At 40.6% G+C, this 22,119-nt stretch carries 15 protein-coding genes; 8 read left to right on the forward strand and 7 right to left on the reverse strand.

Going from position 1 to position 22,119, the window contains the following annotated elements:
• Window positions 1-5 precede the first annotated feature (5 nt).
• The 5 genes from VRK28_RS03245 to VRK28_RS03265 are packed head-to-tail and all read right to left on the reverse strand — an operon-like array spanning window position 6 to window position 9,089.
• Window positions 6-2,528 carry a glycogen/starch/alpha-glucan phosphorylase gene (locus VRK28_RS03245; protein WP_332393283.1) on the reverse strand — a complete coding sequence of 841 codons (2,523 nt, stop codon included), beginning with the start codon at window positions 2,526-2,528 and terminating at the stop codon, window positions 6-8.
• Window positions 2,521-4,578: a glycogen debranching protein GlgX gene (glgX, locus tag VRK28_RS03250; RefSeq protein WP_332393284.1), complete on the reverse strand. Its 2,058-nt coding sequence runs from the start codon at window positions 4,576-4,578 to the stop codon at window positions 2,521-2,523. The genes VRK28_RS03245 and glgX overlap by 8 nt, the downstream gene beginning before the upstream one ends.
• Window positions 4,568-6,805, reverse strand: a complete 2,238-nt coding sequence (glgB, locus tag VRK28_RS03255; protein ID WP_304637041.1) for a 1,4-alpha-glucan branching protein GlgB — start codon at window positions 6,803-6,805, stop codon at window positions 4,568-4,570. Before glgB ends, glgX begins: the two co-directional genes overlap by 11 nt.
• Window positions 6,805-8,781, reverse strand: coding sequence for a 4-alpha-glucanotransferase (gene malQ, locus VRK28_RS03260; protein ID WP_063527863.1), 1,977 nt, complete (start codon window positions 8,779-8,781; stop codon window positions 6,805-6,807). The genes glgB and malQ overlap by 1 nt, the downstream gene beginning before the upstream one ends.
• Window positions 8,782-8,789: 8 nt before the next feature.
• Window positions 8,790-9,089: an isoamylase early set domain-containing protein gene (locus tag VRK28_RS03265; protein ID WP_054562386.1), complete on the reverse strand. Its 300-nt coding sequence runs from the start codon at window positions 9,087-9,089 to the stop codon at window positions 8,790-8,792.
• Between the two features lie 1,307 nt (window positions 9,090-10,396).
• Between VRK28_RS03265 and VRK28_RS03270 the strand changes: the two genes are divergently transcribed.
• Together VRK28_RS03270 and VRK28_RS03275 are read left to right on the forward strand one after the other, a co-directional pair.
• Window positions 10,397-12,220, forward strand: coding sequence for a putative bifunctional diguanylate cyclase/phosphodiesterase (locus VRK28_RS03270; protein ID WP_420331606.1), 1,824 nt, complete (start codon window positions 10,397-10,399; stop codon window positions 12,218-12,220).
• 42 nt (window positions 12,221-12,262) lie between these two features.
• Window positions 12,263-13,186, forward strand: a complete 924-nt coding sequence (locus tag VRK28_RS03275; protein WP_304637042.1) for a hypothetical protein — start codon at window positions 12,263-12,265, stop codon at window positions 13,184-13,186.
• On the opposite strand, the gene VRK28_RS03280 is transcribed toward VRK28_RS03275, so the two are convergent.
• The gene (locus tag VRK28_RS03280; protein ID WP_332393289.1) at window positions 13,180-14,343 is read right to left on the reverse strand and encodes a cellulose-binding family II protein; all 1,164 of its coding nucleotides are present in this window, start codon (window positions 14,341-14,343) and stop codon (window positions 13,180-13,182) included. The two genes, VRK28_RS03275 and VRK28_RS03280, sit on opposite strands and share 7 nt — an antisense overlap.
• Window positions 14,344-14,414: 71 nt before the next feature.
• The gene (locus tag VRK28_RS03285; RefSeq protein WP_054554593.1) at window positions 14,415-14,843 is read right to left on the reverse strand and encodes an Lrp/AsnC family transcriptional regulator; all 429 of its coding nucleotides are present in this window, start codon (window positions 14,841-14,843) and stop codon (window positions 14,415-14,417) included.
• Window positions 14,844-15,047: 204 nt separating this feature from the next.
• Between VRK28_RS03285 and VRK28_RS03290 the strand changes: the two genes are divergently transcribed.
• The 6 genes from VRK28_RS03290 (at window position 15,048) to VRK28_RS03315 (ending at window position 22,065) form a co-directional block, all read left to right on the forward strand.
• Window positions 15,048-16,253, forward strand: coding sequence for an aspartate aminotransferase family protein (locus VRK28_RS03290; protein WP_062565695.1), 1,206 nt, complete (start codon window positions 15,048-15,050; stop codon window positions 16,251-16,253).
• A 45-nt stretch (window positions 16,254-16,298) separates the two neighbouring features.
• Entirely contained in the window at window positions 16,299-17,333 is a 1,035-nt protein-coding gene (gene astA, locus VRK28_RS03295) for an arginine N-succinyltransferase (RefSeq protein WP_062565696.1), read from the forward strand.
• 18 nt (window positions 17,334-17,351) lie between these two features.
• Window positions 17,352-18,824: a succinylglutamate-semialdehyde dehydrogenase gene (gene astD, locus VRK28_RS03300; RefSeq protein ID WP_332393301.1), complete on the forward strand. Its 1,473-nt coding sequence runs from the start codon at window positions 17,352-17,354 to the stop codon at window positions 18,822-18,824.
• Between the two features lie 40 nt (window positions 18,825-18,864).
• On the forward strand, window positions 18,865-19,668 hold the full coding sequence (locus tag VRK28_RS03305; RefSeq protein ID WP_055021080.1) for a DUF1338 domain-containing protein: 804 nt from the start codon (window positions 18,865-18,867) through the stop codon (window positions 19,666-19,668).
• Between the two features lie 29 nt (window positions 19,669-19,697).
• Window positions 19,698-20,588: a transporter substrate-binding domain-containing protein gene (locus tag VRK28_RS03310; RefSeq protein ID WP_332393304.1), complete on the forward strand. Its 891-nt coding sequence runs from the start codon at window positions 19,698-19,700 to the stop codon at window positions 20,586-20,588.
• 259 nt (window positions 20,589-20,847) lie between these two features.
• Window positions 20,848-22,065, forward strand: a complete 1,218-nt coding sequence (locus tag VRK28_RS03315; RefSeq protein ID WP_332393305.1) for a type III PLP-dependent enzyme — start codon at window positions 20,848-20,850, stop codon at window positions 22,063-22,065.
• The last annotated feature ends 54 nt before the right edge of the window (window positions 22,066-22,119 follow it).

Raw genomic sequence — 22,119 nt, forward strand, 5'->3', positions numbered from 1 at the left:
TTAAGCTAGCTGCTTTTCTTCTGTGTGTTTTGCTGTGCACTAGTATCCAGTAATGGCTCCAAATGCCAGATGTCGTCACTGTATTGACTAATGGTTCTATCGCTCGAAAACATGCCACTGGCTGCAGTATTCAAAATACTCATTTTGGTCCAGTGAGCAGTGTCTAAGTAGGCTTGTTCAACTTGCTCTTGCGCTTCGACGAAGCTGGCAAAATCATGAGCGACTAACCATGGATCGTGCGGGCTCTTAATCGCCGCGATAATGTCGTCAAATAAATTAGGCTCAAACAAATTGAAGTGACCGCTCTCAAGTAATTGCATTATTTTATAGAGGCTGTCAGTTTGGTGAATAATCTGCTCAGGGTTATAGTGCGCTTTGATATCATCAATTTGCTCTGCACGTGCACCAAATAAGAAGAAGTTGTCAGCACCCACAGCATCACGAATTTCGATGTTAGCGCCATCTAACGTACCTATAGTCAATGCGCCGTTCATCATGAACTTCATGTTACCTGTGCCAGATGCTTCTTTACCTGCTGTAGAAATTTGCTCAGATAAATCCGTCGCTGGGCAAATAGTTTCCATTGCTGTCACGTTGTAATTAGGTAAAAAAGCAACTCTTAAATACGGTTTAGCAAGCGGATCTTTGTTGATCACTTCTGCTACGTTATTAATTAATTTAATAATTTTCTTCGCCATGTAGTAACCTGGTGCAGCTTTGCCGCCCAATAGCACACAACGAGGAACAATGTTTGCTGTATCGCCTTGGCGAATACGGTCGTAAAGGTGAATAACGTGCAATACGTTTAATAGCTGACGCTTATATTCATGAATACGTTTCACTTGCACGTCAAACATCATTTCGGCATCAAACTCTACGCCACAGCGGTTTTTCACTAACTCAACAAGGCGTTGCTTATTGCTGTGTTTTACAGCTTGCCATTGTTTATGGAATTTAGGGTCGTCATATAAACGACGTACCTGACTAACTTTACTAAAGTCTGCAACCCATTCATCACCAATATGTTGATTAAGCAGTTTAGCCAACTCAGGATTACAATGTGCTAACCAACGACGAGGTGTTACACCATTGGTTTTGTTGTTAAACTTCTCTGGCCATAGCTGATAAAACTCATTGAATAGGCCCGCTTTAAGTAGCTCAGTGTGAAGTGCAGCTACACCATTCACCGAATAGCTACCAACAATCGCTAAATATGCCATGCGAATTTGTGGCTCAGGGCCTTCTTCGATAAGCGACAGCGCACGTTGTTTTTCAACATCACCTGGCCATGCTAACGCAACTTCAGCGAGGAAACGTGCATTGATTTCGTAGATAATTTCTAAAATACGCGGCAATAATCGAGCAAATAAAGATACTGACCACTTCTCTAATGCTTCAGGAAGTAAAGTGTGGTTTGTATAGGCCATGGTCTTAGTCGTGATAGACCAAGCTTCTTGCCAATCTAGCTCATACTCATCAACCAAAATACGCATTAGCTCTGCTACTGCAATACTTGGGTGTGTATCGTTTAATTGAAAAACATGGTAATCGGCAAAATCAGAGAAGTCTTCGCCATGTTTGCTAACCCACGTGTCAATAATGTCTTGTAAGCTCGCTGATGATAAGAAGTACTGCTGACGTAAACGCAGTTCTTTACCGTTCTCACTGCTGTCATTCGGGTAAAGAACCATGGTAATTTGTTCAGCTAAGTTTTTACGCGCTACTGCTTCTGAGTAACTACCCGCATTAAATTCGCTCAAATCAAATTCGTCTGTTGCTTCTGATTTCCATAAACGTAAGGTATTTACAATATCATTCTTGTAACCCGGAATTGGCACATCATAAGGCACAGCTAAAACATCATGAGAATCTAGCCATTGACGGTGCTCACGACCATATTTATCAGTATAACTTTCAACATGACCAAAGAATTTTACGCGCTTTGATTGCTCAGGTGCACTTAGTTCCCACGGGTGTCCCTCACGTAGCCAGTTATCTGGTTGTTCAATTTGATGACCATTTTCAATAGCTTGATTAAACATGCCGTATTCATAGCGAATACCATAACCAACCACAGGTAGTGCAAGGCTTGCACAGCTATCTAAGAAGCATGCAGCTAAGCGCCCTAAACCACCATTACCAAGGCCTGCATCATGCTCAGCCTCAGCAACTTGCTCGAGCTCTGTGCAGTATTCTTGTAACGCTTTAGCGACTTGCTCATCTAAGTCTAAGTTCAAAATCGCATTCCCAAGAGCACGCCCCATTAAAAACTCAAGTGATAAGTAAGCTGTTTTACGGCGTTTTTGTTCATGGATTTGCTGTTTGGTCACACGGCAACGAGCAACTAATCGGTCACGAATAGTTAATGCTAATGCATGGTATAAATACAGCTGTGATTTACCCACTTTGTCACGCCCAAGGGTGTAATAAAAATGGCGTGATAAGTCATCATCTAGTGTACTTTCATCAACTGTAGGCGCATCCTGCCAGCCCTTTACAATACATACTTGATCGGCATTTTTAGCCATGATTTAGATCCTCTGAATTGGCGGTAAAAACCCAGCTGCTCATTGCAGCAATCTGGTGTTCCTTATCAACAAATTGTGTTGACATAGGATGAATGCTGGTCAGTGCTAACTGCCACTTTCCTTTTTCTAAACTGGGAAGTTGGCAAGTTACCGGCTCTGCACCTGCATTTAATATGATCAATAAAGCTTGATTTGTATGCTTGTCGGTCAGGCTGTATATCAACACTTGGCGATCACCTTGATGCCAATCGTCTTGTTGCATATTGGAGCCTGATTCGGTGAACCACGCTACGTCATAACGTGGGTCATTATCGTGAACAAAAAAGCGATGTTTAAAAATACTGAACTGCTTGCGAATGCGCAGAACATCGTCAATAAATCGAGTTAGAGGATGACTGAATTGTGAGTCTTTCCATGCAAGCCAGCTTGTGCGATTGTTTTGACAATAGGCGTTATTGTTACCGCCTTGAGAGTGTGCCATTTCGCTTCCTAATGAAAGCATAGGCACGCCTTTAGAAAGTAACAAAGTTAACAGCATATTTTTTTGTTGTTGTAAGCGTAATTTGCTCACTTGTGGATCGTTGGTAAACCCTTCGACACCACAATTGAATGAGTGATTGCCACTGTGGCCATCACGATTTTGCTCACCATTGGCTTCGTTGTGTTTATGCTCGTAGCTGACTAAATCAGCCAGCGTGAAGCCGTCATGGCTGGTGATAAAGTTAATACTGTTAAGTGGCCCACGTAGGTTGTGCTCAAACAAGTCAAACGAACCATGTAAACGTTTTGCAAGCTCGCCAATTACGCCCTGCTCTTGTTTCCAAAAGCGTCTTATCGTATCGCGATACTTATCATTCCATTCACGCCAAGGCGCAGGAAAAGCACCTAATTGGTAACCACCTGGGCCAATATCCCACGGCTCTGCAATCACTTTAACTTGGCTTAGTACTGGGTCTTGATTAATCGCTTGGAAAAACGCATGTGCCTGATTAAAGCCATTTGGGTTACGCGCTAAAATGGTTGCTAAGTCAAAACGAAAGCCATCGACCCCCATCACTTCAACCCAATAACGCAAGCTATCAAGTACCAGCTGTAAAGAGCGAGGCGAATCAATATTTACGGTGTTACCACAGCCGGTATCATTAATATAATGCTGGGGTTTATCAGCAACGGTGCGGTAGTAACCTAGATTGTCTAAGCCACGTAGCGACAAGATAGGTCCATCTGTGCCCGCCTCTGCTGTGTGGTTATAAACCACATCAAGTATTACTTCGATATCTGCTTTGTGAAGCGCCGCCACCATTTCTTGAAACTCGCTAATATCATCATTAACCAGATACTCTTTATGCGGTGTAAAGAAATTAAGTGTGTTGTAGCCCCAGTAGTTTTGTAAGCCTTTGGCTGTTAAAAACTGCTCACTGATAAAAGCATGAACGGGTAATAACTCTAAGCAAGTCACACCAATAGTACGTAAATGTTCTATAAAACTAGGGTGGCTTAAACCTAAAAATTTACCTTGTAACGGTTTTGGGATCTCAGGGTGGCGGCAGGTTGCACCAACCACATGACACTCATAAATTACCGTTTTTCCCCAGCAGTGATTCGGTTTTTTACCTGTGTAAGGTGCCAGTTCGCGGACTCGTGATTTTGGCATATCAATGGCATTATTAACCTGACTTAACTTTCCTACAGGCATTTGCCCATAGTGACGTTCACTCCAGGTAAACTCACCATACAAATCGCGGGCATAAGGGTCTAACAGCAATTTGTGATTATTAAAAAATAGTCCTTTTTCAGGTGCGTACTCACCATCAGCTCGAAAGCCATACAAGGCGCCACTTTTCAGAGGGCTCACTTTCAGTGTCCAGATGCCACCTTCGTTCATATGCATCGCAAGGGTAAGAATTTCTGAATGACCGCTGCTATCAAATAAGCACAGAGACATATGCTGTGCTTGTGGTGCGTACACAGCAAAGTTTACGCCCTCACCAACAACAGACGCCCCTAAAGGTGAGCTCACACCGACTTCTAGTTCGACACTATGACTCATCGCTCACCTTCTTAAGGTAAATTGTCGCAAGGCCAGGCAAAGAAACACTAATACTTTGATTAAAGCCATGACTTTCTTTCGCTTGGCTTATAATTATTTGCTCTGCATGATTAGTTGCTTCAACGCCGGAACCAAAATAATCCTCTTTGTCGGTATTCAAAATAACTTGATAGGTACCAGCTTTTGGCACACCAATCACGTAGTCGTGATACACCTGCGGCGTTAAATTACAGATCACCACCACAAAGTCTTCAGCTTTTTTTGCATAGCGAATAAAGCTAAACATACTTTGCTCAGCATTATTGCTATCAAGCCACGCAAAACCCGCAGGGCTGGTATCCTGCTCGTATAAAGCTGGCGTACTGGTGTAAACAGCATTTAAATCTTTAATCGTTTGCTGCATGCCTCTGTGGCTAATATGTTCAAGTAAATGCCAATCAAGCGATTGGTCGTGATTCCACTCTTTACGCTGGGCGATTTCTGCCCCCATAAACAATAATTTTTTACCTGGATGCGCCCACATAAAGGCATAATATGCACGTAAGTTCGCAAACTTTTGCCAGTCATCCCCTGGCATTTTTTCAATTAATGAGCCTTTACCATGCACCACTTCATCGTGGCTAAGCGGTAGAATGTAGTTCTCGCTGTAGGCGTAAACCATTGAAAACGTCATTTCATGGTGGTGATGCGAACGGTAAATTGAATCGCGCTGCATATAATGCAAACTGTCGTTCATCCAGCCCATGTTCCACTTATAACCAAAACCTAAACCATCATGGTCAACTTGGCGCGTAACACCTGGCCATGCTGTTGACTCTTCGGCCACCATCATAATGCCCGGATTTTTTGCATAGCAGCGCATATTGACTTGTTTTAAGCACTCAATGGCGCCTAAGTTTTCTCTGCCACCGTATTGATTTGCAACCCACTGCCCTTCTTCACGGCTATAGTCTAGATAAAGCATTGAGGCAACCGCATCAACGCGTAAACCATCAATGCCAAATTCATGCAGCCAATACATTGCATTCGCAATTAGGAAGCTACGAACCTCTGCGCGGTCATAATTGTAGATATAGGTATTCCAATCAGGGTGAAAACCTTGCCTAACATCAGCATGTTCGTATAGATGGGTGCCATCAAAACGATGTAAACCATGGGGATCACTTGGGAAATGACCTGGTACCCAGTCAAGAATAAGGCCAATATCGGCTTCGTGACATTGCTCGACAAAGTAAACAAAATCTTCAAAGCTGCCATAGCGACTGGTCGGGGCAAACAATCCAACAGGTTGATAACCCCAAGAACCATCAAATGGGTACTCGCTGATTGGCATTAATTGTAGATGCGTAAAACCGAGCTCTTTTGTGTAAGGAATAAGATTATCAGCAAGTTCACGCCATGTGAGATAGCGCTCGCCATCATCTCGTCTTTGCCAAGAACCCGCATGCACTTCATAAATACTAACAGGCGCATCAATACTGTTTCGTTTTGCACGATTTGCTAACGCCTTTTCAGAAAGCTGAATACCTGTTTTTAGCTTTTGTAGCACTGACGCCGTACCCGGTGCTTGTTGCATCTTAAACGCAAATGGATCGGCTTTATCAAGCACTTCTCCTGTTAGAGTGGTGATAGCAAATTTATAGCATTGATGCTCTTTAAGCCCAGGAATAAATAACTCCCATACCCCACTGGCAGGATGAAAACGCATAAAATGACGATTACGCTGCCAATAGTTAAATTCACCAATAACCGATACACTACTGGCATTCGGCGCCCACACTGTAAAGCGAACACCATCAACGCCTTGTTGAGTCACAAAATGTGCACCAAAATGTTGATACGCATGCTCTAAACTGCCTTCATTAAACAGATACATTGCCTGTTCATCTAAGCTGCTTTCAAAGCTGTACTCATCGTATTGTTGATGAGTAAATTCATTGCTATAGCTAACATCTAGCTGGTAGTCAGGCTTAGTTTTTGATTTGATATTTGCGATAAATAAATGACTATCACCTTGTTGCTGCGCAACGATTTTTTCTGTGCCAAGCAGAATCGAAACACTGCTTGCGCCAGGCAAAAAGCAACGAATTTCATAGCTTGTAGGGCCACTTTTATGCGCCCCAAGAAAGCTGAAAGGATCTCTAAAACAACCACTGGCTAATGCATCGATTTGTTTTTGATAAATAACAGGTTGTGCACTTTGCTCTTGACGAACACGACTTCGCATTATTGATTCCTTATCGAAATTAAATTGGCTAAGAATGACTGTTGCGCTTCGATAATCTGCGCCGCTGGACGCGACAATAAACGCCGCCAATTTGGGTACTCTTTATCAGTACCGGGGATATTTACAGGCAGTATTTGCTGATCTAAGTCATCTATTTGAATAGTAAATAGCTTTGCTGGTGCTGCCGCTAATGAGGATGCCAACGCTTCATAAACCGTAAAGGCATCTGTTTCTAACGATAAATGCTGATTTGACTCTCGTGCGATAAAATTAAGCATACGATGCTTTTCAATGTTTCTCGCATCGAATTGAGCCCGAGTTTGCTCATCATCAAGCAAACCATATTGTTGTTTAATCGTAATATCATGGCCAATCCACCAGCCTTTAAATGGTGGTACGTCATGGTTGGCTATCATTAAAAGACTATGAGGAGCAAAATGCTCAGCCGCTAAAAACTCACCTTGGTGGTCCTTTTCAAAGTAAAACAACCCGTTTGAATAGATTGCACTTGCTTTTAGTGCTTCACGCACTTCATTAGGTACAACACCTAAATCTTCGCCAATCACCACACATTGATTGAGGTGAGATTCAATCTTTAGAATTGCTAATAGTTGTTCAAAGGGATAATAGACATAACAACCATCTTGCTGGGAGTTATTTTCAAAACACCACCAAAGTCGGCGTATCGCCATAACGTGGTCAATTCTAAGACCACCAACATCTTCCATATTGGCGCGGATAAGTGAGCGATAAAAAGCAAAATTGTCTTTACTTAACTTTTGTGGATTAAGTGCCGGTAAGCCCCAATTCTGACCATGTTCAGCCCAAGGGTCTGGCGGAGCTCCAACATGTGCATTTTCGGCAAATAATTCATTTTGGCTCTTGAACTCACTACCATCACCTGCACAGCCAACGGCTAAGTCATTAATAAGGCCAATTGCCATACCACTGTCACGGGCAGCTTGCTGGCATATATTTAATTGAAGGTGAGCTTGCCATTGTAAATAGCTAGCATAATCACGGTCCCCAACCAACATAGTTGCAAGACTGTGTTTATGGGTTTCACAAAAACGAGTGAATTGCTGTTTTCGCTCTGCTGAGCCAAATTCACAAAAGTGTTGATATAAACAGCTAAACACTTGATATTTAAAGTCACTAACTGATGTATAATCAATGTAAGTCGCATCGGTTTGCGGTTTATCCGCTAACAATTTAATAAGTGCATTATTATTTTTGGCGTCTTCGCATAATGACACTGCAATATACAGCGGGTTCAATAACGCTCGGCTATTTGGACTATAGGGACTCGCCCTCTCTGGGCTGTGTTCAAACAGTAAATGCAGTGGATTAAGCAACACATAATCCATGTTTTTAGTCGCCGCTGCTTTAATAAGCTTTGTTAAGTCAGCGAAGTCACCAATTCCTAACCCCTCTTCATTGCATAAGCTATAAAGCTGAATGGATAAGCCCAAACGCTTTTTGTCATCAATAGAGAAGCTTTCTTTAGGTGTGATCCATAGCTGACTGTGAGATTGCTGATCTGCCACAGTAATGAGGGCATCATGATAACCAATTGGCATTTCAGGAACTGGCAATGCAAGCTCAAGATAACGAATACCGTTTAGACCATAATCACCAAGAATAGCTAAACCTTGTAAGTTTTCACAAGTAAAATGAATATCAAGCGAAGGCACGCTTAGAGTACATGAGCGTGATAATAAACGCTCATCAACGCGTACTTTCAAAATTGGGTGGTGTGCCTCAATAATGCTTGTATGAGGCAACAAATTCAGCCATGTACCTGCATCTAATGCAAAATTAAGTTGGTTAATTGCATCAGTATCCTGAGTATCTACACCACAACAACTAAGTGCCTGCATGCGTGTACTTTCATCGAAAATAACATGCTCACCAGTGTATTTAGTATATTCATAGCCTATGCCATGCAGGTAATATAACTGCGAAAGTGACTGCATCAAAACACCTAAGCGCGTTGGGTATTAACAATGCTGTTATCAGTACCAAAACCGTTAGGAATATAACCATCTGCTTGGTGGTCATTGTCCCATGTTTCGCCATTGATTAAGTAACGGAAGTGAAATTCTTGATCAAGCGGTAAGCGCTGCTTGCATTTGAATACTTGTTCTTTTTTATTAAACTTCATTGGCACTGGCTGCCAATCTGTGAACTCTGCGACTAATTGCACATCATCAGCATCAGGGTGTTGAAATTCAAAAGTAACTTCTGTTTCGTCTTTAGTTTTAAAAAAACGTTTACTTAGCATAGTGGGCTCCAATTCAACCAATTGGTAAATTAATCCTTGCCACAGTACCGCATTCAACGACTCATTCAGCGGAAGCTGTGCGTTTCAGGTTTCTAAACTTGCTTACTAAAACATCAAGTTTGAATCTAGTAAACCAAACCTATATTTACGCATTATGACAGTGCATCTGTATGTTTTTCGCACCACCATAGTGCATAAAACACACAAAAACTACAACAATCATATTGCTGTATTATTACGAGCAATAACTGAACCAAGTTGATAATAAAATATACTTTATTTTCAGTACCTTTTTTTATCAACCCTATTCGCAACTTATAAAAAAATAGATAACAATTTAGATTGGGTAAAGTGAATAAAATTGAAGTGAAAAGTTAGAGCAATCATACTAAAATAAACACAACTTCGTTCGTCAAAAATACACTGCCAACAATTTATAAAAACAAGACAAAACAGATTTACACCGTACATCCTCGTTAAATAAATTAACAAACAAGATGGTAATAAAATCTTTATTTTTGACTGATTTTTAATTTTTTATCACATGAAAAATGATAAAACGCAACGCAAATTTAATTTTATAAACCAGACGCTAATCCCGCACTACCCAATTAACGTTTTTAAAAATTATCTCAGTGCATATACAAACACAATAAGTAGAAAAGCGTAAATTCGAACGGACTACCAATCCCTGAAAGCATTAACAGTGCTGCTTTTCAGTAATGTTATAACCACTTTTTCTGACCACAAGAATAGCTAGGTTAAAACCTGTTTCGGATAAAACTAGCAGGCCATAGCAAAAGTTGGTATATAACATTTAATAATTAACAATCAGCCGAAAAATAATAAATTCCACACATGGCGAGAAGAGATAATAAAATAAATACTAAGTGGTGACTTATTGTTTAGCTAAACAATAACCATAAATATTATTAGTATGAAAGTATCTAAGCATTTTTATCGTACCAGTGCTAAAGTTTGCTCGATGAATAGCAACAATGCAGTATAAAAGTAAGACTTCAATTAATTAGCATAAGAAAAACATTTTAGAGTATTAACACTAATGACTATGAATTTTCACATTCTATACTCATCCATGCCCCAAAGTATGAGAAAGGTTTTGTCTAATCTAGATACAAACAATATACTCGATGTATTAACTGGTGAGGTTTTATTGTAAAACAAAGACACCACAATGGTAGTAATGTATGGCCAATGCTCTTCGAACTTTATCAATAAGTATTATAACTTTAATAGCTTTTATATATGGCTTAAATATCTTCTTGACTAAACAGGTCAATGATTTGATGTACGCGCCAAAAGGCTTAGAACTACATACCTTCCAAGGTACAGATGTTACAGTGGTAACAGCTCCTTGGTATAACCTCGTGTTAAGTGGCCAGCATTTAGTTTACGATAATAATATTTCTTATATTGTTATTAATACAACCAATGAGTCAGTCGTAACCGCGATGACTTCGGATCTTATACTCACTACATTATTCTCACCGGTAAACATTATCATTTTAATCTTGTTAGCATTAGCCATCAGTTGGTTAGTTAACTTAAGATTTCAAAATAATCATGAGAAATACACTCTCAAGATGCTCAATACTAAAGCAATTGAATTACTCAACAGCCTAAACTTAGCCAGTGAATCAGGTATAAACAAGCATACAGAACTTGAACAGTTACAAGCTAACTTTCAAACACTTACAACCCATATAACTAATTACACACGTGAATCTGAAGTCAGTATTTATCAAGATAAGTTAACCCACCTTATTGACCGACATGCCTATATAGAACACCTTGCCAAACAATTGAGACTTGCTGAGATGGATAAATTCAGCTGTGCTTTACTATTTATAGATTTAGATGGGTTCAAACAGGTGAATGACTCTTTTGGTCACAGTTTTGGTGACGATGTGTTAATTCAAGTAGCAACACGCTTGAGTAGTGTTTTGCGCCACCATAAAATAAGTAATATTTCCCCAATTAGTCAATTAGAACAAAACTTAGCACGCCTTGGTGGTGATGAGTTCTCGATTTTCATTAACTTAAAAGATGATAAAGATAAAGCATTAGAGGTTGCACAAAATGTACTGCACGAAATCGAACGTGATTTTGTCTTAGGTAACAAGCTAATCAAAATTAGCGCTAGTATAGGTATAGCGGTTTACCCAGATAGTGCATCCACCCCACAAGCATTACTGCAGATGGCTGATGTTGCCATGTATCGAGCCAAAACAGATGGTCGTGGAATTTTTAAAGTCTATTCTCCTGAAATGGGTAAAAAGATTAGGCGCTATCATTACTTGCTAGAAGAAATGCGTCTTGCTATTGCTAGCAGCAGTTTTCATTTGTCTTTTCAACCTATTGTACATGTAGATGATTGTGCCATTGACTACTTCGAAGCGTTAGTTCGCTGGGATCACCCTGTTGAAGGCTCAATCACGCCTGATGAGTTTATCCCCATTGCTGAAGAGTCTAATCTGATACTAGAACTTGGTGATTGGATCATGCTGGAATCATGTAGGCAAATGTCTGCTTGGTATAATGCGGGGATGAAGAAAGTGTCTATTTCTGTGAATATATCCGGCGTGCAATTAAAGCACTACGATATTTATGAGTGGGTCATGGAGAAGCTTGCTAAAACGGGGCTGCCTGCAAAAGCGCTGATGCTAGAAATAACCGAATCAACCTTAATCAAAGCAAGCAACAAGATTATTCAATCATTAGAAAAACTCAGAAGCGAAGGGATCACCATTGCGATTGATGATTTTGGTACCGGTTTTAGCTCGTTAAGTACTCTTGCAGACTTACCTATCGATGTGATCAAACTTGATAAACTGTTTGTTGCGCAAGCTAACGACAACCTTAAATACAATGAAATAATGCACTCTGTCAGTGAACTTGGCCGAAAACTCGGCCTTAAAGTTGTCGCCGAAGGAGTTGAAGAACTCGCTCAATTTGAACTAGTTAAATCGATGGGCATAAACAGTGTTCAAGGCTACCTAGTGAGCCACCCTGAGTCGTCTGTTAATGTTGGCCATAAAGTATTGCAAGATAACATTAACTTTATGTCTGTTACTGGAACAGGGGTTTGGAATATACAGCAACCGCTTTAGTAAGTTATACTAACGACATTATTCAAAGCCATTCCCTTGTTAATGTTAAAAAAAAGCTTACTTACAGTTTTTATCTTATCAGTAACCATCATTGGATTATTGGTCGGCTCTTCTATTTATACCCTTTACAGCAAAAAACGTTTAACGGTAGACCCAAAACTGAGAGAAATCTCCGGTATCGAATTTGATAAGTTCAATCGACTCTGGGCTATTAATGACAGCGGTGACCAGCCAAAACTTTACCGTCTTAATGAAGATGGCTCTATAGCAAAAGAAGTTTTGGTAACCAATGCTAAAAACATTGACTGGGAAGATATGACACAAAACAAATTTGGTCACTTTTTCTTGGGCGACTTTGGCAATAATAAAAACGACAGAAAATGGTTAACTATTTATAAAATAGAAAACCCTATCGATATCAAAAGCGACACCACAGAAGCAGAGATAATCAAGTTCACTTATCCTGAAATGGACGGCAGCCCTATTCAACCAGATCAACGTAACTTTGATTTGGAGGCCTTTGTAGCCCTTGGCCGACACCTCTATTTATTTACTAAAAATCGCACTGAGCCATTTGATGGTATTACAAAAGTGTATAAAGTTGGCGATCATGCGGCTAACTTTGATGCACAATTAATAGATTCGTTTCAAACTTGCACCACAATGGAAAAACTTTGTTGGATCACTTCTGCGGCTCTAAGCCCTGATAGAACCAAGTTAGTTCTACTAGATTCAACCAGCATTTGGTTATTTGAAAACTACCAAGGCGATAAGTTTTTTTCCGGGGATGTATCTCGTATTGATCTCGGGATCGTAACGCAAAAAGAAGCAATCACTTTTTACGATGACAACACAATTGTTTTTACAGACGAAGAGTTTAAAGGCATTGGCGGTAATGCCTATGTTATAAAGCTCGATGAAGTCGAAAAGAAAGTCATTCGCAAAGCGCCCAAAACCAATCAATGACTAAGTGCGTTATTAGAGAGCGCTTTTTCGATATCTACACCTAATATCAGCACTCCCATGTGCTGATTTTCCTTATCAAATATGGGCACACTAAACTGTACCTGAAAGTGTTTAGTCGATTCATCAAACTCCACTGTATCAATGTAATAGTCATCATCTTGCTGGTACATATTTAAAAATTTGGCTTCATCACCCTGCCAATAGTCAGTTGTGACTTCACTAATAATGACATTTTTACCTTGTTTATCGCTGACAATTATTTCTGTAATAACACCTAGCATCTGCTTTTGCCATACTTGTAAGAATTGTGAACCCTCAAGTTTTAAGTAGCGCTCGGCAAGAATAGGTGTATTGTCACGAACTTGTTGTGCCCACTGGTGATCAAGCTGTTCGAGATCCTGCTGCGCGAGTGGTTGCTGATTACTTTTAATTACTGCTTGCTGCACCTGTTCTGAATTCGCTAATTGCTGTATTTTTTCTAAAAGCCCTTGCACTAAAGTAAGTTTTTCAATTTTTGACAATACAAAGGGACTTTGTGAGCAACTACTTATGTGGCTGTTAAAGGTTTTTAAAAACTCAGGAAACTCCTCGAGTGTTTTATTTGCTGCAAATAAACCCAAAGGCACATAACGATAGAATGTTTGCGTGTATTCATCTGGCTTTATCTGTAACTGCACAGCATTGAACTCAAACTCTTCTAAATCAAGCAAAATTCTATCTACCCGTTGCTTTTTAAATACTTTTATAAGCTCTTGGGTGGTATTGACTTCGACTTCAATTTTCCGATTTGTTAATTGATACCAATCAGCCTGATGACTCCCTCTTACGACGCCATAACGAAGTTCGTGTTCGGCTATTGAAGCTGAATCTGCATGGGTAAACCAGTACCAGTTTTCTAAAAACATCGGGGCAGAAAGCTCACCATACTCTTGCATTTGCGACAACAGGTTTGCGGTAAAGTAACCATCGAGCCGATTTAGCTGCACTTCCCTTTTAGCCCTTAACCAAGGTAACTTCTGCAAGTGAAATGGCACATTGATTTGCTTGAAAATACATTCAACATGCGTAATTGCGTTGTGTGGTGCGTTAATTGGTAAGTTAGTACCTAACTGAAAAGGCTGAGCTACAGTGAGTGACAGCAATAATGAAGCAAGCATCAATACAAGCCTAAATAACTAACGAGTAACAGTTATTATAGACAAAAGAAGCAGTTTTACCTGATTAAGGGTTAACGCTTAAACTTTGTCTCTAAAATCACAGACGACGTTGTTCGCTCTACGCCATCTAAGTTACCAATGTCATCTAATAGGTGACTTAACTTTTCAAGGTTTTGCGCTTGCACAACAGCAATCAAATCAAATTCACCACTAATTGCATAGAGCTGTGAAATAGCATCAATCTGCTTTAGTTCAAGATTCGTTTTGGTGGTCAGTTTTTGTTTCACTTTAATCGAAACGTGGGCCGATACCATTTGGCTCAAATAGGCGTCACCATAGTCTACGCTGTAGCCTTTGATCACACCTGTTTCTTCTAATTTCAACATTCTGCTTTGAACAGTTGAGCGCGATAAATTAAGCGCTCTCGCTAGGTCAGAAATACTCGCACGCGCGTTGGTTCTTAAGATAGCTAATAGTTTTTCATCTTGTGAAGTTATCACTTTGACTACTCTTTTCGTTAATTTGCTTTTTATTTTAGTCATTTTTCACAAAATAGCACTGCAAATTTAAGTCCCTAACCCAGATAATAAGAAAAATAGATAAGAAAAATAATCTCATCGTGCTTAATTAGGCAGGAACGGCTTAACTGACCTATTTTTTGCAATTTAACTTTTTTCATACTAAGCCAGATTTAGGTGCAATAAATGCAAGTAACAAGAGAACTTTTTAACGACGTAATGGTACCAAACTACAACCCATCAGAGGTGATTCCTGTTCGCGGTGAAGGCTCACGTGTTTGGGATCAAAACGGTAAAGAATTTATCGATTTTGCAGGTGGTATTGCCGTTAATTGTTTAGGCCATTGTCACCCAGCTCTTGTCAATGCCCTAAAAGAGCAAGGCGAAAAAATTTGGCACTTATCAAACGTAATGACAAACGAGCCTGCACTTCGCTTAGCTAAAAAGTTAACTGACGCTACATTTGCAGATAAAGTATATTTTGCAAACTCAGGTGCAGAAGCTAACGAAGCGGCATTAAAATTAGCGCGTCGCTGGGCATTAGATGTACACGGCGAGCAAAAGAACCAAATCATCGCGTTTAACAAAGGTTTCCACGGTCGTACATTCTTCACTGTTACCGTAGGTGGTCAAGCAGCTTACTCAGATGGTTTCGGTCCTAAGCCTGCTGCAATCGATCACTGTGACTATAACGATTTAGCGGCGTTTGAAGCGCTTATCAGTGACAACACATGTGCTGTGATGATGGAGCCATTACAAGGCGAAGGCGGTATCATTTCGCCAACGAACGAATTTATTAAAGGTGTTCGCGCGTTATGCGACAAACACAATGCTTTACTTATTTTTGATGAAGTACAAACAGGTGTTGGCCGTACAGGTGATTTATACGCATACCAAGGTTTAGATGTAACGCCAGACATCCTAACTACAGCAAAAGCGTTAGGCGGTGGTTTCCCAATTGGTGCGATGATCACAACAACTAGCATTGCAGAGCATTTAAAAGTAGGCACACATGGTTCAACTTACGGTGGTAACCCACTTGCATGTGCTGTAGCAGAAGCGGCTTTTGATACTGTGAATAGCGAAGAAGTACTTGCTGGTGTTAAAGAGCGTGAACAACTTTTACGCGATGGCTTTGCAGCAATCAACGAAAAATACGACGTATTTAGTGAAGTACGTGGTAAAGGTCTATTATTAGGTGCGGTTCTTAACAGTAAATTCGAAGGCCGTGCACGTGACTTCCTAGTAGCAAGCACTAAACACGGTTTAATGAGCCTTGTTGCCGGTACAAACGTTGTGCGCTTTACGCCATCTTTAGTGATTCCATTAGAGGATATCAAAGAAGGTTTAGCTCGCTTTGAAAAAGCGGTTGCAGACGTTGTAAACGGTTAATCCTAGTTGGCGCATGCTTTAGCATGCGCCATTGGAGTGCACTTAATGCAAGTATTACGTCCTATAACAGCAAATGATTTTGCTGCGTTAAAACAAATTGCTGTTGAATCTGGTCATGGTTTTACCTCGTTACCGGTTGATGACAATTTACTACAAGAAAAAATTGAACGCGCTGAACGCAGTTTTGCAAAAGATATTAATAAACCACAAGACGAAACCTACTTATTTGTATTAGAAGACAGTGAAACGGGTGACGTTATCGGCACAACGGCTATCGAAGCTGCCGTGGGTATGTCGGTTCCTTTGTATCATTACCACCAAGGTAAAACTGTTCACCATTCACCTACTCTCAACGTATATAACACGGTTGATATTTTGAGTATGTGTAATGACTACACAGGTTGCTCTGAAATTTGTACCTTGTTCTTACGGGAGCAAAATCGCAAAGGCTTAACAGGTCGCTTTTTATCACGTTCTCGCTTTTTATTTATGGCCCAACACAGCGAACGTTTTGCTGACACCATTATCGCAGAAATGCGTGGTGTGAGTGATGAAGACGGTCACTCGCCTTTCTGGCAGTGGTTACAAGAGCACTTTTTTAGTATTGAGTTCCCACAAGCTGATCACTTAGTTGGTTTAGGCGATAAAGTTTTTATCAGCGAGTTAATGCCTAAGTACCCTATTTATGCCAACTTACTGAGCAAAAAAGCCCAAGCTGTGATTGGTAAGGTTCATGAAAAAACCAAGCCTGCGCTTAAACTTTTGGAAAAAGAAGGGTTTGAGCACCGTGGTTATGTTGACCTATTCGATGCAGGGCCAACGGTTGAAGCAAAGCTTGGCAATATTCGCAGTGTCCGTGAGTCACAAGTGTGCCCTATCAGCATTGGTGAGCTTGCGCATATCAATGAGCAAAGCTCAGATACATTAGCTATTTGCAACCAAGGCGTGAATGACTTTAGAGCCACATTCACCAAACATGCTCATTACAACCACGCTAAGCACACATTAATCGTCAGCCAAGAAGTGGCAGATGCACTTAAATTAAAACAAGGGGATGCAGCACGGTTCTTCCGTTTGTAACCACTTAAGGAGTTTAAAATGAGTGTAACAACTCAACTTATTGCTAACCAATGGCAAGCAGGCCTTGGTCATGATTTTAGTTCAATCAACCCAAGTAATGGCGAGGTTGTTTGGCAAGGTAAAACAGCCACTGCTGAACAAGTCGCTGATGCAATCAAAGCTGCTCGTAATGCGCAGCTTGGCTGGGCTGATATGGCCCTTGAAGAGCGTATTGCTATTCTTGAAAACTTTGCAGCAGAGCTTAAAGAGCACAGCGAAGAGTTTGCAACGATTATCGCCCGTGAAACAGGTAAACCACTTTGGGAAACACGTACCGAAGTAGGCGCAATGACAGGTAAGATTGCCATTTCAATTAAAGCCTATCACGAACGTACTGGGACCACAGAAAACCCAATGCCTGGCGCCAAAGCGTTTATTCGTCACAAACCACATGGCGTTGTTGCCGTATTTGGCCCATACAATTTCCCAGGTCACTTACCAAATGGCCATATTGTGCCAGCTATTTTAGCGGGTAATACTGTTGTATTTAAGCCATCAGAACTTACGCCTCATGTTGCTGAGTTCACTTTAAAGCTTTGGCTAAAAGCAGGCTTACCAGCCGGTGTCATTAACCTTGTACAAGGTGAAGTAGACACAGGTATTGCTCTTGCATCTCACCAAGATATTGATGGCTTATTCTTTACGGGTAGCTCAAATACAGGTCACCTATTACATAAGCAATTTGCAGGTCATCCAGGTAAAATCTTAGCGCTGGAAATGGGTGGTAATAACCCACTGATCGTAAAAGATGTCGCAGATGTAAGTGCGGCTGTTCACGATATTGTTCAGTCTGGTTTCATTACTTCTGGCCAACGTTGTACCTGTTCTCGTCGTTTATTCATTGAGAACTCGGCAAATGGCGATGCAATTTTAGAAAAGTTAATTGCTGCAACAAAAAACATCAAAGTAGCCGACAGCTTCAGTGAAGATCAACCATTTATGGGGGCAATGATCAGCGAAAAAGCAGCACTAGGTATGGTTGCAGCTCAACAGCAGTTACTTGATATGGGAGCAACTTCTCTTGTTGAACTTAAGCATCTTGAGCCGGGTACAGGTTTTGTAAGCCCTGGTATTATTGATGTAACCGCTGTTAAAGACATGCCTGATGAAGAGCACTTTGGTCCTCTTATCAAGGTTTACCGTTATACAGATTTCGATAGTGCGATTAATGAAGCAAATAACACCTCTTTTGGTTTATCTGCTGGTTTATTAAGTGATGATAGTGATGACTACCAGCATTTCTTAAAACGTATTCGTGCCGGTATCGTTAACTGGAACCGACCAATTACAGGCGCATCAAGCGCTGCACCGTTTGGTGGTATTGGTGCTAGTGGTAACCACAGAGCGAGCGCTTATTACGCTGCTGACTACTGTGCTTACCCTGTTGCTTCTGTTGAAGCCGAAAAAGTTAACTTACCACAGACCCTTGCGCCGGGCTTAATTATTGAATAATTGTTTGGCGGCCTCGCCGCCTTAATTGAAGGAATTAAACATGCACACAGATGTAAACGCCCTATTTGAAAACCTATGGGACAACTATTTATCAGTTACGCCATCGGCGGTAAAAGTACATGAGTTACTTGGCTCTACACAAAAAGATGACGTGATTAACGATCACATCGCACTGCGTACTTTTAACCATGAGAAAATCGGTTTAGAGAAACTAGCTGCGCACTTTTTAGCAGTTGGCTACAAAGAATGCGGCGAGTACCATTTCGAAGCGAAAAAACTATACGCAAAGCACTTCGAACATTCAGATCCTAAGCAACCTAAAGTTTTCATTTCTGAATTACTTGTTGAGCAATGCTCAGAAGAATTACAAGCTATCGTTAACGACATGGTTGAACAGATTGACGAAGACGCTGTAACAGCGGATAATTTCCTTTATTCAGGTACGCACTGGCAAGTAAGTTCAGACACCTACAAAAAGCTGCTAGCAGAAAGCGAATACGCTGCATGGATGTCAGCATGGGGTTACCGTGCTAATCACTTTACTGTGAGCATCAATGAATTAGCAAAATTCGATGATATCGAAAGTGTAAACCAAGCACTTAAAGATGCAGGTTTTGCGCTAAATACATCTGGCGGCGAGATCAAAGGTTCACCAGAAGTATTACTTGAGCAATCTTCGACTCTTGCTGATGACAGCGAAGTTGAGTTTAGCGATGGTGTTGTTGCTGTACCGAGTTGTTTTTATGAGTTCGCTCTGCGTTATGCAAAACCAGATGGCGAGCTATACACAGGTTTTGTGGCAGCATCAGCTGACAAAATTTTTGAGAGCACTAATGCTCGATAAGTAAGTTATATTTTAATACTCAGGTCATTATGAAAAAACTAGCGTTTAACTATCAAAAAAATCGTTTTTTTTATCAAATGGCTTGGGTATTTAACCTTCCTTTAGTACTTGTTGTAACCTTTATTAGTATAACTGTTAAAGCCAATGAAAAGAGTTCTTTAACTATTCTAACTCCTTCCTATTTTGCGAATGAGTATGACGAAAAGAACATAAATCAACACTTTTATAAAGTGATTGAACCTGCGTTAAGTGATGAATTTCAGCTAAGTGTCCAATTAACTAATCACGCTCGGTTAATGAAACGCCTAGCAAGCGAAAAAACGAGTTGTACTTACAATGCGATTAAGACACCCGAACGAGCTAAAAACATGTTGTTTTCAAACGTGCCTACGTATATGCACATGCAAAGACAACTGTTCGCTTTAAAACCGAATATCGACAACCTTCCATCTTCTGCATCCGTTGAAAGCCTTTTAGCAAATAAACAAATTTTTGGTGTTATAGGCTCTACAAGCTACCAACAACTGGACCCTATTTTTGACAAGCATAATACTAAAATAGCCCGTATTTATGGTGAAAACCCGTTTTTACAGTTAAGTAAGTTACTACTAAATCGACGTATTGATTATATCGTCGCGTATCGAGAGTCTTTATATTCGCACCTAGACGCGAAGCAATTAAAATTGCTCAGCTCACGAACGATAAAAGAATACCCTCAATTTATTAATGGCTTTTTTACCTGCAGTAAAACCGCGGCGGGTTATCGTGCCATTTCACTTATCGATGAATATATGAAAAGTGCAGAAATGGCTGCCTATATTCAGCAATTACACAGCCAAAGTAATCACCCTGATGACGCAAAAGCCATGCTTGATATTTATTCAAAAAGTTATGGAATACGCTTTGAAAACAGTAACTAAGTGACTATTAATTACTGTACAAAATTAATTCAAAAAATATTTAAAAAATACTTGCGCAAATAAAAAAGCAGATCTATCATCTCGCCGCTTCTTGATGATAGCCAATCCGAGTACATTACAAACTCTGTTTGTAGCAAGGCGATAGAGCAACTATCCAAGAGTGTATTTGATTGCACAGAACATACTGTGCGCTTAATAACACTCAACTGACTCGGACTTCCATTTTTTCTGAGCAGTTGCTTAATTGCCGGAGAGTAAAATGGCTATTTCAACACTTACACAAGACTTAACAATCAAAGTACCTGCAGCGTCGGTTGCTGCAAACGAACCAGTAGCACAACCATCAAACCAATTTATTGAACAGCTCGTTGCACAACATGGCGCGCCATTAATGGTGCTTGATTGTGAATCTGTTCGTCATCAATACCGTGCATTAAGCCGTGCTTTACCTGGCGTTGCTTTACACTTTGCATTAAAACCACTTCCTCATCCAGCGGTTGTTCGTACGCTTTTAGAAGAAGGTGCCAGCTTTGATTTAGCAACCAGCGGCGAAGTTGACTTAGTCGCCAGCCAAGGCGTACCAAGTGATCGTACTATTCACACGCCCCCAATCAAACGTGATCGTGATATTCGTGATGCACTTAAATACGGTTGTAATGTGTTTGTGGTTGATAACATCAATGAATTAGAAAAGTTCATTGCATACAAAGACCGGGTTGAGTTACTTGTTCGCTTAAGTTTTCGTAATGCGGAAGCATTCGCTGATTTATCGAAAAAATTTGGTTGTAGCCCAGCAATGGCCGTTGAAATCATTAGCTATGCGCAACAATTAGGTATTCGTATCAAAGGGTTGTCGTTCCATGTTGGCTCGCAAACAGCAAGCCCAGCTAAATATGTCACTGCCATTGCTGCATGTAATCAAGTGATTAACGACGTAGCCACATTAGGATTACCTGCGCTTAGTACGCTTGATATTGGCGGTGGTTTCCCTGTGCCTTACAACAAAGATGTGCTGCCAATTGATGAGTTTTGTGCGCCTATTAATGATGCCTTAGCACAGTTACCAGAGACAGTTCGCGTAATTGCTGAACCAGGTCGCTTTATTGTAGCCAGTGCTGTAACCAGTGTTGCATCAGTAATGGGTCAAGCAGTTCGTGATGGCAAGCCTTGGTACTATTTAGATGATGGTATTTACGGCTCATTCAGTGGTTTATTGTTCGATGAAGCCTCGTACCCTATCGACTCGTTCAAACAATCAAACGAGCGCGTAGAGTCAGTATTAGCAGGCCCAACTTGCGATAGCATCGACGTAGTAAGTGAGTCAATCATGCTACCAAAATTAAACAATGGTGATTTAATCATCAGCCGTATGATGGGTGCTTACACATTAGCAACCGCAACAGATTTTAACTTCTTCAAACGTGCAGAAGTTATCGTACTGAATGATGTAGTGCAGGTTGACGCACTCACCGGTTAATCGTTTCCTCGACTAAAAGCATGTAAGGCAACATGCTTTAACTCTTAAAATGCA

The sequence above is a fragment of the Pseudoalteromonas sp. P80D2 genome, assembly GCF_036680945.1.
Taxonomy (GTDB): domain Bacteria; phylum Pseudomonadota; class Gammaproteobacteria; order Enterobacterales; family Alteromonadaceae; genus Pseudoalteromonas; species Pseudoalteromonas shioyasakiensis.